The following is a 13736-nucleotide window of genomic DNA, read 5'->3' as shown; positions in this document are numbered from 1 at the left end:
GCGCAAGTGATGAGTAACAAAAACATCCTCAGAATAATAACCGGAACCACACTCTGTCTGGCACTGCATATTGCATCCGTATCCGCTGCCACCGGATTACCCGGCGGGGCATCATCGCTCTCTGAAACTTACGGCAACTGGACAGTTTCCTGCCTTGTACAAAAGCAGGATGAAGCGCAAAAAGTCCTCTGTTCCATGTCCCAGCAACAGGTTGATGATAAAAGACAGCGTGCTCTTGCCGTTGAGATTAGCCCTGACAAAAGCGGTGCATCCGGCGCCTTTGTTCTGCCATTTGGCCTCAATCTCAGCGCCGGAGCGGTTTTGCAGATTGATGAAACGACTGCCGACAAAGCTGTTGCATTCTCAACCTGCCTGCCAGCCGGTTGTATTGTACCCGCCAGTTTTGATACAGCGAAGACAGATGCTTTAAGTAAGGGGCAGAACCTGTCTGTCCTCATACAATCTGCGGACGGGAAAGACCTTAAACTTGCAGTCCCGCTGGATGGCTTTGCTTCCGCTATAAAACGCACCAGAGAATTGCTGAAATAAGTATCCGCTCATAGTACAAAACAAAAAAAGCTCCGGCGAACCGGAGCTTTTCTTTTAGGTACAGACCCGATCAGTATGGTGAATCAGGGAAGTAGAATTCCTGCGCATTGTCCTTGGTGACAAGGGTTGCATCCAGAATATAGCGTCCGCGCACCGGCACCTGATCGTAGAAATTGGCAACGGTCAGTTCCAATGCAGTTGCAATCATTGCTGGCGGATAGAGTACATCTACCGGCACCATTGCATCGCCGTCGGCAACCTTTTTAATCATTTCTTTCATGCCGGCACCGCCGACAACCATTTTAATATCTGTGCGTTTGGCCTGCTGAATGGCTTCAAGAGCGCCAACGCTCATATCGTCATCCTGCGTCCAGACCGCATCGATCTTCGGATATTTAACCAGATAATCCTGCATCACTTTAAAGGCATCATCGCGCGACCAGTTGCCGAACTGCTTATCCAGCACCTTGATGTCGCTGCCGGCGACTGCGCCGTCAAAACCCTTTTGGCGTTCTTCATCAATCACAATCGGCAGGCCGCGGATAACCACGACATCGCCTTTGCCAAGCGTATCTTTCAGATACTGACCGGCAACGCGGCCGAGTTCTTCATTATTACCGGCAACATAAAGATCCTGAATGGACTGATCGGACAATGCGCGGTCAACAACGGTAACGAAAATGCCCTTATCCTTCACCTGACGGATCGGATCGGTCAGCTCATCAGAGTTGTGCGGCAGTGTTACCAGCGCATCCATGCCCTGCGTGGTCAGATCTTCCAGAGCATTGGCCTGTGAAGCGCCGTCCGGCGAGGTTTTGATGACAATTTTCAGACCCGGATGGCTCTTCTCCAAAACCGCTTTAGCCCGTTCTGCATGATAGACAACGCCACCGGTCCAGCCGTGGTCAGCCGCCGGTATCGACACGGCAATCGTGACTTTCTTTTCTTCCTGTGCCTGAGCCGCTGTCCCGAACAGGGCAGCAGCACAAACAGCACCTAACAGAATATTTTTCATGGTCTCACTCCCTGATATTTGGCCTGACGACACGGCGGTCCGGCCTCCCCTCCGCCGCTTTGCGACAGCGGAGCCACAGCCCCGCCGCCAAGTACATCTGCAATTACTGACGCCGCGACAATGACCGCTGCACCAGCATTGCAATAATGATAATCGCGCCCTGCACCGCCCCGATCAGATATTCACTGACCAGATCAGACAGAACCATAATATTACCGACAACCTCCAGAATGAGTGCACCGCAAACAGTGCCCCAGATGCGGCCAACACCGCCACGCAAGGCTGTGCCGCCAATCACCACTGCGGTAATTGCCTGCAATTCCCACATCAGACCTGTGGTCGGCGTGGCTGCGCCCAGACGCGGAATGTAAATCAGAATAGCGATGGCAACGCAGATCCCCTGAATGACAAAAGCCATTGTGCGCACGCGGTTAACCGGAATGCCGGAATAACGCGCCACATCCTGATTGGAACCAACCGCGATAATATGGCGGCCAAAAGCTGTGCGGTAGAGTATGAAAGATGCAATCAGCGCCACAACAATGATTGCAACAATCGGCACCGGAACGCCCAGAATATTACCAAAATAAACCGGACGATAGGCTGCCCGCAGCTCCTGCGATTTCATGGCAATGGAACCGCCCTCAGCCAGATAAATGGTGAGTGCGCGGAAAATTCCCATTGTGCCAAGCGTTACGATAAATGGTTCGATACGTCCGAGTGTGGTCGTGACGCCGTTGGCCAGTCCGCAAAGCGCGCCGACAACAATGGCAATACAGGCAGCCACCAGCAACATCGGCAGAATGCCGGTGATGATGCCGGAATTCATGAACATGATCGTGACAGCTGCAACAAAGGCAGACATCGAGCCGACAGACAGATCAAGACCGCCGGATGAAATCACAAAGGTCGCGCCAATAGCGATAATCGCGATGAAGGCACTGCGGGTTGCAATATTCAGCAGATTGTCCACGCCGATGAAATTGGAGTTCACCAACGTTCCGAAAACCAGCAGAGCCGCCAATGCCACGAAAGGGGCAACAGCACGCAAATCCATATCCTGCCAGAAGCGGCGTTCTGTTGTATTTTGCGGAGTGGTTTTAGCCTGTTCTGTCATAGCGCCTCTGCAAAAATTGCAGCCTCTGAAGATGTGACACCGGTAGCGTGCACAACAATTTCATTCTCGGTCATTTTGTCTCCGCTGATTTCCGCAACGATACGGCCATTGCGCATCACCAGTGCGCGGTGACACAGGCCGATCAGTTCCGGCATTTCCGAAGAAATCACGATAACGGCTTTGCCCTGCGCGGCCAGCTCAGCAATAAAGCGGTAAATCTGCTCTTTGGTGCCAATGTCGATACCGCGTGTCGGTTCATCAATGATCACAATATCCGGCTCTAGCAGCATCATTTTTGCCAACAGCAATTTCTGCTGATTACCACCTGAAAGCTGTCCGGCGAGAAGATCAGGATTACGGGTGCGGATATCAAAATCCCCGATTGCCTTTTCCAATGCTGCAGCCTCGGCAGTGCGGTCAATCTGCAAGCCTGAAAACTGGCTTAAAGCGGCCAATGTCAGATTGGTGCGCAGGTTTTGTGCCAGCAACAACCCTTTGCCCTTGCGGTCTTCACTCAGGTAAACAAGTCCGGCATCCATACTCTCACGGGCATTGTGAAAGCGCTTCACTGTTCCGTTCACACGCACAGTACCATGCGCGTGACGCAAGCCCACCACGCCCTCGCACAGCTCGGTGCGACCCGCACCAATCAGGCCTGCAAAACCGAGTATCTCGCCTTTATGCAGCGTGAAAGCACAACCGGATGCATAGCCCGGAACGTTAAAATCCGAAACTTCCAGCACGGGCGTTTTGACCTGCGGGATGACACGTTCCGGATAAAGTTGGGACATATCACGCCCGACCATCAGCTGTGCCATATCCAACGGCTCCAGCCCTTCTGCCTCACGCGTTGTAATCATCTGCCCGTCGCGCAGCACTGTCACACGATCGGCAATGGCTTTCACTTCCGGCAAGCGGTGTGAAATATACAAAATCGCTGCACCGCGATTACGGATAGCCATGATGACTTTGAGCAAAGCTTCAGTTTCAACCGGCGTCAGTGAAGCAGTCGGCTCATCAAAAATCACCAGTCTGTGCGGCACCAGCAAAGCACGGGCAATCTGTACCAGCTGACGTTGCGCAATCGACAATTGTTCAACACGCATAGTCGGCTCGATATCCGCACCGAGATCCGCAACTGCTGTTCTGGCCTGCGCATTCATGGCACGGTCATTCAGCATCAGGCCTTTGCGCTGCTCGCGGCCGAGGAAAATATTCTGCGCAACCGTCATATCCGGTGCCAGCAAAATTTCCTGATGCACCAGCACAATACCACGTTGCTCCGCATCAACCGGCCCTGACAGCACAACCGGCTGCCCATCAATAAAGATTGTGCCTTTGCTCGGACTTAAATGCCCGGCAAGCAACTTCATCAATGTCGATTTACCGGCACCATTTTCTCCGATAACCGTGTGAATTTCACCCTCACGGATATCCAGCGTAATATCGCGCAGCACTTCCACCGGTCCAAAACTTTTGGCCAGTCTCTCAACACGCATAAAAGGTGGTTTGCTGCTCGTGTCTCGTTCTGTCATCGCAAATTTGTCCAGACATTGCCTGCTTTGGATGAAGCCACAGAAGCTTCAATAAAGCGCATTCCTTCAAGCCCGTCTTCAACAGTCGGATATAGTACCGCCGCATCCGGTTTTTCACCGTTGCGCGCTGCGCGGATAGCGCGTGCTGCTTCCGTGTAAATCGTGGCAAAACCTTCGAGATAACCTTCCGAATGCCCGCCCGGAATACGGGTAACACGAGCGGCTGAGGCACCTGCTCCGGCTCCGCCACGGGTGATGAGTTGCTTCGGCTCGCCGAAACGCGTGAACCACAGATAGTTCGGATCAGACTGCGACCATTCCAGCCCGCCTTTGCTGCCATAGACCCGCAGTTTCAGCCCGTTTTCATTCCCGACGGCAACCTGACTTGCCCATAACATGCCGCGTGCGCCGCCTTTGTAGCGCAGCATAATCTGCACATCATCGTCCAGCGCCCGCCCCTCAACAAAACTGGTCAGCTGCGCCAGCACTGCCTCGGCTTCAAGACCGCTGACAAATCCGGCCAGATGATAGGCATGGGTACCGATATCGCCGATTGCGCCACCGGCTCCGGAGCGTTTCGGATCAGTGCGCCATTCAGCCTGTTTATTACCGCTCAGCTCACTGCGCTCTGTCAGCCAATCCTGCGCATATTCGGCCTGCACAACACGGATATCACCCAGATCACCATTGGCCACCATTTCCCGCGCCTGCCGGATCATCGGATAGCCACTGTAATTATGGGTCAGCACAAAGATTTTACCGGATTGCTGAACAGCTTCAACCAGTTGCTCGGCTTCAGCAACTGTAGTTGTCAGCGGCTTGTCGCAAATTACGTGAATGCCTGCGGCCAGAAAAGCCCGGGCAGCAGCGCCATGCAGATGGTTCGGCGTGACTATAGCCACAGCCTCAATCCCATCCGGCCGTTTGCTTTCCGCCAGCGCCATTTCTTCAAAAGATGCATAGGAACGCTCAGGTGCAATGCCCAGCTCTTGCGCAGAAGCACCGGCGCGTGCCGGATCGGATGAAAGCGCACCGGCAACCAGTTCATACTGATCGTCAATCCGCGCTGCAATGCGATGCACGGCGCCGATAAAAGCGCCCTGCCCGCCGCCGACCATGCCAAGTCTGATACGATGTGCTGCGTTTCCCATAGCCACCTCCTCTTAACCCAGACCGAGCATTTTACGGTTTGCCGCATCATCAGTGCCCGCATCGGCAAAATCATCAAAAGCACGCTCTGTAACGCGGATAATATGATGACGGATAAATTCCGCACCTTCGCGTGCACCGTCTTCAGGATGCTTCAATGCGCATTCCCATTCAAGCACAGCCCAGCTATCGAAGTCATGCGTTGTCAGTTTCGAGAAAATACCGCCGAAATTGACCTGCCCGTCACCCAATGAGCGGAAACGGCCTGCGCGGTTTACCCAGCTCTGGAAGCCGCCATAAACACCCTGCCGTCCGGTCGGATTAAATTCTGCATCCTTGACGTGAAACGCTTTGATGCGTTCGTGATAAATATCAATGAAATCAAGGTAGTCGAGCTGCTGCAGCACGAAATGCGACGGATCATACAGGATATTAGCGCGGGCATGATTTTTCACCCGATCCAAGAACATCTCATAGGAAATACCATCATGCAGGTCTTCCCCCGGATGTAATTCGTAGCAAACATCCACACCGTTTTCGTCGGCATAATTGAGCAGCGGTGTCCAGCGTTGCGCAAGCTCATCAAAAGCTGTCTCGACAAGACCGGCAGGGCGCTGCGGCCACGGATAAACATAGGGCCATGCCAGCGCACCGGAGAAGGATGCCATAGCATTCAGACCAAGATGTTTGGAAGCCCGCAGCGCGCGGCGTACCTGATCTTCCGCCCATTTCTGTCGCGCCTGCGGATTACCGCGCACTTCCTCATCGGCAAAGCCGTCAAAGGCTGCATCATAGGCCGGATGCACCGCAACAAGCTGCCCCTGCAAATGCGTTGAAAGCTCGGTAATTTCCAAACCATTATCAGCGGCGATGCCTTTGATTTCATCGCAATAGGTTTGCGAATCCGATGCTTTTTTCAGATCGAACAAACGCTTATCCCATGTCGGAATCTGCACGCCTTTATAGCCCAGCGAGGCTGCCCATTTGCAGATATTCTCAAAGGAGTTAAACGGTGCCGCATCTCCCGCAAACTGCGCCAGAAATATCGCCGGTCCTTTAATCGTTTTCATCATCCAACTCCCGAATTTTCTGTATCGTTTCTGATGTTCACCATTGCCAGAAGTGCAACTAGACGTAACAATTCACGATATTTTCCAGATATTCCTGACGACCGGAAACCGGCTGCGGCTCAATTCCGCTGTCGCGCACATAGGCAGCAATGTCTTCCAGTGATTGTTTGCCCTGCAGCATGGCCTGCGCCTGCGGCTGCTGCCATCCGGCATAACGTGCATCAAGCGGAGCGGACAAAGCTTTGTCCTCAATCATTTTCGCAGCGGCTTTAAGCCCGCGTGCACAGCAATCCATCGCGCCGATATGCGCAATCAGCAGATCCTGCGGATCGAGCGACTGACGCCGCAATTTGGCATCAAAATTTGTGCCGCCGGTGGTAAAGCCGCCGCCTTGCAGAACCTGATAATAAGCCAGCGCCATTTCCGGCACATTGTTCGGAAACTGGTCTGTATCCCAGCCGGACTGGTAATCATTGCGGTTCATATCAATGGAGCCGAAAATACCCAGCGCATTGGCCATTGCCAGCTCATGCTCAAATGAATGACCGGCAAGAATGGCATGCCCCTGCTCGATATTGACCTTCACTTCGCCTTCCAGACCATAGCGCTTGAGAAAGCCGTAAACGGTTGCGACATCAAAATCATATTGATGCTTGGTCGGCTCCTGCGGCTTAGGCTCGACAAGGATTGTGCCTTTGAAACCGATTTTATGCTTGTAATCGACCACCAGCGAGAGAAAGCGCCCCATCTGGTCAAGCTCACGCCCTGCATCCGTGTTGAGCAGAGTTTCATAGCCTTCACGCCCGCCCCAGAGCACATAATTCTCACCATTCAGGCGGTGCGTCACATCCATGCAATGCTTAACCGTGGCGGCAGCATAGGCAAAAATTTCAGGATCAGGATTGGTGGCAGCACCGGCCATATAGCGGCGATGCGAGAAAAGATTGGCGGTTCCCCAGAGCAGTTTAATACCCGTCTGGTTCATCTTTTCCTGAAGATAATCGGCCATATGGTCGAGATTGGCCGATGTTTCCGCAAAATTTTTGCCCTCGGGGCGGATATCCGCATCGTGGAAACAATAATAAGGGGTGCCAAGCAGCGTAAACAATTCAAAGGCCACATCAGCTTTGTGCTTCGCGTGATCCAGCGTGTCGCCGAACCACGGGCGCTCAAAAGTCTGCCCGCCGAACGGATCGCCGCCAACCCATGCAAAACTGTGCCAATAGGCAATGGCAAAGCGCAGGTGATCTTCCAGTCTTTTGCCCAGTACAATCTCGTCCGGATTGTAGAAACGATAGGCAAGCGGATTGGTGCTTTTCTCACCCTCATAGCGAATGGGTTTATCCAATCCGAAGAAACCTGTGCTCATGCCGTTACCCTCTGTGCGTTATTATTATTTGTCACCAGCAATTTTGATTTCTGAACTTCCGTCTCCGCATCAACGCGAAGCAAAGATGTGATTGCACAGCCTTGCAGGATCAGCGGCTGTTCCGACGGATAGCAACGAATGGTCAGATCTTTGGGCGATTGCAGGCCGTTACGCGGCCCGACCTGCCGTCCATCGGCAAGATCGCCGCTGATGGTCTGGCGCAATTCATCCTCGATGAGATCAAAAGCGTGCACACCGGGGCCGACAAAAGCCAGCGGCACCGGATCAATCAGCGAGAAAATGCTGCGCAAAGCAAAACCAAGCGCCTTACCCGCCTGCTGGAAAGCCTGCCGCGCAACGCCGTCTGCCGTTCTGGCCTCATGCGCCAGCGCATAAAAATCACTCTCTGGAATCATCGCCACGGGTGCACTGTTTTCATCAACACCATGCGCCTTGCGCCAGATGCCATAATCACTGGCATAGGCCTCAAGACAACCGTGGCGACCACAACGGCACAAAGCGCCATCCGGCATATAGACCACATGGCCAAACTCTGCGGCTGACGAGCGCGCACCGGAAAACGGTTCGCCTTTCAGATACAGCCCCATGCCGATACCGGACGAAAACAAGATCGCCGCGAAATCACCGTGGAAGATATCCGGCTGCGACCAGCGCAAGGCTTCGGCGATCATCAGACAGTCGTTAAAAACCATCACCGGAACATCAAAAGCCTGTTTCAGAAAATCCGCGATGGTTACATTTTCCGCACCGATTGTCGGTGACCAGACCAGCATCTGATGGGCAGCATCGGTCATGCCCTGCACACTCACAGAGATATGGCGCAGATTTTTCGCCTGATCAGGATAGCGGCTGAGTAATTCGCTGATCTGCCGCTCCAAGGCTGCAAGAAGTGCATCCGGTGCTATAGTCAGCGTATCAAGCTGCAATTGCTCAAAGGCAATTCTCTGCCCCGCATAATCGAACAGGTCTACGTCAATCACATTCAGCGCGATATTGACCGCAACGACAGATGCGCATTGCGGATTGAGCCCGAGCAAAACCTGCGGACGGCCACGCTTGCCCTCAGCATTATTCGCGGCTTCTGTTTCAGGCACTTCAACGAGCACCTGCTCTGCCAGCAACATGGCACTGATAGCGGAAATTGTGGAGTGGCTCATGCCGGTCATGCCGGCGATATCCGTGCGTGACAGACTGCCGGACTGCCGCAGCAATCGCAGAATCCGCCGCCGGTTTTGCCAGCGCAACTCTTCAGATCGTGAAACGCCTCCCGTCACACGACACCTCCCTTATAACGGAACGGTTCTTAGCGACCTGTTTCCGTCTGTCTCCTCTGCGGATAAGACTGGCACGGATTTTTCTGCTTGTCATCTATTTTTCGAGTATCGAAAAAAATAAGATTTCTATGCCTCAGCAATAAAATCAGACCGGATAATTAAAAAATGAAGGCAGATGACAGAGAAATAAAAGAATCACATGCCGCATCGGCTGGTGCGATTCGGATAAATTACAATTTTCGGAAAATTCGATTCTTCTTCAGAAAATACCGCTGACACGGAAATATACCGTATCAAAACAATGAATTACCGCTTTAAGTGGATAAATCTCTGTATTTTGTAAAGTGAGAAGAAGATTGGCTGGGGAACCTGGATTCGAACCAAGACTAACGGAGTCAGAGTCCGTCGTTCTACCATTAAACTATTCCCCAGCATCGCTGCTCTGTGAGAGCGAAGCGGTGACGCTCGCGGCGCCGTGGGTGGTCATATAATTGATATTTTCACAAATGCAAACCCTCTTTGTACTGATTTCAATATATTTTTCCACAGATCACAAAATTCTCCTTTCTCTTAGCAATTTGCGCCCCTTGGTAAATCGGCAAAGGACTGTTACATTAAGGGCAACGTGAAATAGTCTGCACCATGCCTGCGTCCCTGAAGGGTTCGCGCGGTGCCAAAAGGACAAAAACTTTGAAGAACCCCGATCTGCACACCCCAAAGGTGTCTATCAACGGGGCGTCTGGCGGCAAAGAAGGAAGAACATCTTCCTCTGAGCCGCCGAATACAGGGCAACGGTCAAGCCGTTCTCCTGTCGGCTCATCGTCACCAAAGCCCGTGGCAGATGAATCGGGGCGCTTCGATAAAAAACAGCGCAAACGCGCGCGCCGGCGAAAAGCCGGTAAGCATAATGGCTCGGAAACGATGTCAGCCGGTGCACAAGGGTCTTCCCTTGCCGCCGAACGGGTTTCTGCAAACAGCGATAAGTCATCTTCAGCCAAATCAGCGCGTACAGAAAACGCCTCCGGCAATCATGCACCGAAAAGCGAGCAGAAAAACGGCCAAAGAAACGGGAAAAAACTCTCGAACCGCCGCAGACGCTCGCGTCGTAAAAAGCAGGACAATCCGGCCGCAGCCAATAATATAGCTGCAACACCGTCTGCTCAGTCCGCTTCACAAGCGCAAACCGCCAAGCACGGCCATGCACCGAACCGCCAAAGCCCGAAACCAATTGCGGCCAGAGCAGAGCATAATTCCGGCCATGCAGGTGAAAACCGCGCGCCACAGGTTGCGCAGCCGCGCGCCTATGAGCCGCCACTTTATGCAGCGCTTGATCTTGGTACCAATAATTGCCGTCTGCTGATTGCAACGCCGAGCAGACCCGGACAATTTCGCGTTGTCGACTCCTTCTCGCGTATTGTGCGTCTTGGTGAAGGTTTCGGCACCAGCGGCCGCCTGAGCGATCAGGCAATGAACCGTGCGATTGAAGCGCTGAAAATCTGCCGTGATAAGCTTGAGAGCAAGAATATCCGCCGCAGACGCCTGATTGCGACAGAAGCCTGCCGTTCGGCCAGCAATGGCGCGGATTTTCTGGAGCGGGTACGCGAAGAAGCCGGTCTTGAGCTGGAAATTGTGGACCGTCAGACTGAAGCAAGCCTTGCGGTTTCCGGCTGCGGTACACTGGTCAATCGCGAGACCGATGCGCTTGTGCTGTTTGACATCGGTGGCGGCTCTTCGGAAATCGCTCTGATTGATGTGACCTGCCGCCGCTCTTCGCGCCTTGCAGAACACATTACCGCATGGACCTCCCTGCCCGTTGGTGTTGTCACTCTGGCGGAGAAATTCGGCGGACGCGATGTTACGCCTGAAAATTATGCGGAAATGGTTGCCTATGTTGCCGGTATGCTGAATGATTTCAGCGAGCGGCACAAGCTGGGCGAACTTGCCCAAAGTACGCATTTCCATTTGCTTGGCACATCCGGTACGGTAACCACGCTGGCAGGCATTCATCTGGGGCTTGAGCGCTATGACCGCCGCCGCGTGGATGGCATGTGGATGGGCTCGCAGGATGTGACTGACATGACTGCCAAGCTTCTTTCATGGGATTTCAAAACCCGTGTGGCCAATCCGTGCATCGGTGCAGACCGTGCCGATCTGGTGCTGGCCGGTTGTGCTATTCTCGATGCCATCCGTCAGATCTGGCCGAGCGAAAGATTGCTGGTTGCCGATCGCGGTTTGCGCGAAGGTATCCTCACTGAATTGATGTCCCGCGATGGTGCATGGCGCCACCGCCGCCCTCATCAGGCAAAAGAAACTTATATGAAAAACGGTTCCGGCAGGGACACGCAGCTAAAGGGCAGACAGTCGATATGAGCGGTTCTGGAAGCAAGTCCGGCAAATCAAAATTCGGCAACACCACCGGTGGCCGTGGCGGCGCAGGCACGCGCGGTATGCATGTACGCGTCAAGAAAAAGGCCGGCACGATCAAAGAAACATCGCGCCGCTGGCTGGAACGCCACCTCAACGACCCTTATGTGCAGCAGTCCAAGGCAGACGGTTACCGCTCCCGCGCGGCCTATAAGCTGATCGAGATCAACGAGCGCTATAATATTCTGAAAAAAGGCCAGAAGATTATCGATCTTGGTGCAGCCCCTGGCGGCTGGAGCCAGATTGCTGCGAAGATCGTCGGTTCCAATGATGAGCAGCCGCATGTGGTCGGCATTGATTATCTCGACGTTGATCCGTTGCCGGGTGTTGCACTCCTGAAAATGGACTTTCTGGATGATGAAGCACCGAATGCCATTATGAATGCATTGGGTGACTCACCTGATCTGGTGATTTCCGATATGGCGGCACCAACCACCGGTCATCGCCGCACCGACCATCTGCGCACCGCGCATCTTTGTGAAGTCGCAGCGCATTTTGCTGTTTCGGTGCTGAAACCGGGCGGTCACTTCCTGACCAAGACCTTTCAGGGCGGCACCGAGAATGACCTGCTGACCATGCTGAAGCAGAATTTCCGCTCTGTGCATCATGTTAAGCCGCCTGCATCGCGCGCGGAATCCGTTGAGCTTTATCTGCTCGCCCGTGATTTCAAAGGCCGTAAGGAAGATGACAGCGAAGAATAAATTCGCCTCATTCTGTTCAACAAAAAAGCGCGGCTGAGCCGCGCTTTTTTTTGTTTCATCACATGCCCGATACTCAATGTATCTTTTTCACCTTCGGCGCGAATTTCTTCTCATAAAGCTCCTGCCCAGCTTCAGGCTTCAGCTTAACAAAAGAGAAGAAAGCCAGCGCGGAAATAGCGCCGACAATATAAAACGCGATATGAAAATCCTGCAATTGCAGCACAGAACCACGAATGATTGTGCTCAGCTCCAGTATCACACCGGCCAGCGCCACACCCATTGCAATTGAAACCTGCTGGGCAACCGCAGAAATCGGCGTTGCCTGACTGGTTTTGTCGTCGGGAATTTCTGCAAAGCCCAGCGCATTCACTCCGGTGAAGAACATTGAACGCAGGAAACCACCAAACAGCAAGGCAATCAGGATCAGCGTCATTGGTGTTTGCGGCGTGAAAAAACCGTTCAGGATAATGAAACATGCCGATGCGAGGGAGCCGAACATCAGCAACCGGCGGAAGCCAAAACGGGAGAAAACCCGTGTCGCCCCGAATTTCATCAGCAATGCCCCGATTGCCGAAACAAAAGTGATCATACCGGATTGAAACGGATCAAGCCCGAAACCGAGCTGCAACATCAGCGGCAGCAAAAACGGAATAGCACCGATGCCCAAACGGAACAGGCTGCCGCCGACAACGGAAATGCGGAACACATCATTCTGAAACAATGACAAGTCCAGCAGCGGATTTTCCACCCGCTTTGCATGGCGGATATATAGAGCTGTCGACAGCAGACCGACACCAAGCGTGATAATACCCACCGCAGGCGGCAGCGCCGGAAGACTGACCACAGAAAGCCCGAAGACCACACCGGACATTGCCAGCCCCGACAGGATAAAACCGGTCACATCCAGCTTGCGCGGCAGCGGCACATCCAGCACCGGCAGATATTTAGTGGCAAACCAGATACCGGCCAAACCAATCGGCACATTAATCAGAAAAATCCAGTGCCAGCTGAAATAGGTTGTGATGAAACCGCCGACCGGCGGCCCGACCAGAGGCCCGACCATGCTCGGGATTGCCAGCCATGCCATCGCATTCACCAGCTGATTACGCGGTGTAGAGCGCAACAAGACCAGACGACCGACCGGCGTCATCATCGCCCCGCCCATGCCCTGCAGAAAACGCGCGACCACAAAGCTCATCAGAGAATTGGATGCTGCACAGGCCACAGAGCCGATCACAAAAACCGCAATCGCTGCACGAAATACATTGCGGGCGCCATAGCGGTCGGCCATCCAGCCGCTGACCGGAATAAACACCGCCAAAGATACGAGATAGGATGTGAGCGCCAGTTTCAGCGCAATAGGACTGGTGCCGATATCGGCTGCAATTGCCGCCAGTGAGGTCGAAATCACATTCGAATCCATCTGCTCCATAAAGAGCGCGACGGCCAGAACCAGCGGAATAATGCGATTCACAATACGAATCCTGAATGTCAGATATGTTTCATCATGGC

11 protein-coding genes and 1 tRNA gene are annotated in these 13736 nt (G+C 53.4%); 3 read left to right on the top strand and 9 right to left on the bottom strand.

The genetic code is table 11. The annotated features are described in order from the left end of the window. Positions 1–9 precede the first annotated feature (9 nt). Positions 10–549, top strand: coding sequence for an invasion associated locus B family protein (locus LDL70_RS03325; RefSeq protein ID WP_225687061.1), 540 nt, complete (start codon positions 10–12; stop codon positions 547–549). 70 nt (positions 550–619) lie between these two features. Here the strand turns inward: LDL70_RS03325 and LDL70_RS03320 are convergent, their stop codons facing one another. The 8 genes from LDL70_RS03320 to LDL70_RS03285 all read right to left on the bottom strand — a co-directional run bounded on the left by LDL70_RS03320 (position 620) and on the right by LDL70_RS03285 (position 9530). Beyond that, positions 620–1564, bottom strand: a complete 945-nt coding sequence (locus tag LDL70_RS03320; protein ID WP_225687059.1) for a substrate-binding domain-containing protein — start codon at positions 1562–1564, stop codon at positions 620–622. Positions 1565–1667: 103 nt separating this feature from the next. Next, positions 1668–2681 carry an ABC transporter permease gene (locus LDL70_RS03315; protein ID WP_075654437.1) on the bottom strand — a complete coding sequence of 338 codons (1014 nt, stop codon included), beginning with the start codon at positions 2679–2681 and terminating at the stop codon, positions 1668–1670. Next, positions 2678–4216, bottom strand: a complete 1539-nt coding sequence (locus LDL70_RS03310) for a sugar ABC transporter ATP-binding protein (RefSeq protein WP_370637767.1) — start codon at positions 4214–4216, stop codon at positions 2678–2680. The genes LDL70_RS03315 and LDL70_RS03310 overlap by 4 nt, the downstream gene beginning before the upstream one ends. Further along, positions 4213–5367 carry a Gfo/Idh/MocA family protein gene (locus LDL70_RS03305; protein ID WP_225687056.1) on the bottom strand — a complete coding sequence of 385 codons (1155 nt, stop codon included), beginning with the start codon at positions 5365–5367 and terminating at the stop codon, positions 4213–4215. Before LDL70_RS03305 ends, LDL70_RS03310 begins: the two co-directional genes overlap by 4 nt. 12 nt (positions 5368–5379) lie before the next feature. Next, positions 5380–6435, bottom strand: a complete 1056-nt coding sequence (locus LDL70_RS03300) for a sugar phosphate isomerase/epimerase (RefSeq protein WP_225688357.1) — start codon at positions 6433–6435, stop codon at positions 5380–5382. Between the two features lie 58 nt (positions 6436–6493). Continuing rightward, the gene (xylA, locus tag LDL70_RS03295) at positions 6494–7804 is read right to left on the bottom strand and encodes a xylose isomerase (protein WP_225687054.1); all 1311 of its coding nucleotides are present in this window, start codon (positions 7802–7804) and stop codon (positions 6494–6496) included. After that, positions 7801–9099 (bottom strand): ROK family protein, encoded by a 1299-nt coding sequence (locus LDL70_RS03290; RefSeq protein WP_225687053.1) that lies wholly within the window; start codon positions 9097–9099, stop codon positions 7801–7803. Before LDL70_RS03290 ends, xylA begins: the two co-directional genes overlap by 4 nt. A gap of 357 nt (positions 9100–9456) precedes the next feature. Further along, a tRNA-Gln gene (locus LDL70_RS03285) sits at positions 9457–9530 on the bottom strand. A 259-nt stretch (positions 9531–9789) separates the two neighbouring features. Between LDL70_RS03285 and LDL70_RS03280 the strand changes: the two genes are divergently transcribed. Both LDL70_RS03280 and LDL70_RS03275 read left to right on the top strand, forming a co-directional pair. Further along, positions 9790–11469, top strand: coding sequence for a Ppx/GppA phosphatase family protein (locus LDL70_RS03280; RefSeq protein ID WP_370637765.1), 1680 nt, complete (start codon positions 9790–9792; stop codon positions 11467–11469). Continuing rightward, complete coding sequence (locus LDL70_RS03275) at positions 11466–12224, top strand: RlmE family RNA methyltransferase (protein ID WP_022711220.1); 759 nt, start codon at positions 11466–11468, stop codon at positions 12222–12224. The genes LDL70_RS03280 and LDL70_RS03275 overlap by 4 nt, the downstream gene beginning before the upstream one ends. Positions 12225–12297: 73 nt before the next feature. On the opposite strand, the gene LDL70_RS03270 is transcribed toward LDL70_RS03275, so the two are convergent. Further along, positions 12298–13698 carry a DHA2 family efflux MFS transporter permease subunit gene (locus LDL70_RS03270; protein WP_116086991.1) on the bottom strand — a complete coding sequence of 467 codons (1401 nt, stop codon included), beginning with the start codon at positions 13696–13698 and terminating at the stop codon, positions 12298–12300. Positions 13699–13736: the final 38 nt, after the last annotated feature.

The organism is Pseudochrobactrum sp. XF203 (genome assembly GCF_020341615.1).
GTDB lineage: Bacteria > Pseudomonadota > Alphaproteobacteria > Rhizobiales > Rhizobiaceae > Pseudochrobactrum > Pseudochrobactrum saccharolyticum.
This window is presented reverse-complemented; position numbering and strand designations above follow the sequence as displayed.

Bases quoted from the DNA above. Each gene is read 5' to 3' on its own strand.
- LDL70_RS03325 (WP_225687061.1), top strand. From the start codon at position 10: ATGAGTAACAAAAACATCCTCAGAATAATAACCGGAACCACACTCTGT.
- LDL70_RS03320 (WP_225687059.1), bottom strand. From the start codon at position 1,564: ATGAAAAATATTCTGTTAGGTGCTGTTTGTGCTGCTGCCCTGTTCGGG.
- LDL70_RS03315 (WP_075654437.1), bottom strand. From the start codon at position 2,681: ATGACAGAACAGGCTAAAACCACTCCGCAAAATACAACAGAACGCCGC.
- LDL70_RS03310 (WP_370637767.1), bottom strand. From the start codon at position 4,216: ATGACAGAACGAGACACGAGCAGCAAACCACCTTTTATGCGTGTTGAG.
- LDL70_RS03305 (WP_225687056.1), bottom strand. From the start codon at position 5,367: ATGGGAAACGCAGCACATCGTATCAGACTTGGCATGGTCGGCGGCGGG.
- LDL70_RS03300 (WP_225688357.1), bottom strand. From the start codon at position 6,435: ATGAAAACGATTAAAGGACCGGCGATATTTCTGGCGCAGTTTGCGGGA.
- xylA (WP_225687054.1), bottom strand. From the start codon at position 7,804: ATGAGCACAGGTTTCTTCGGATTGGATAAACCCATTCGCTATGAGGGT.
- LDL70_RS03275 (WP_022711220.1), top strand. From the start codon at position 11,466: ATGAGCGGTTCTGGAAGCAAGTCCGGCAAATCAAAATTCGGCAACACC.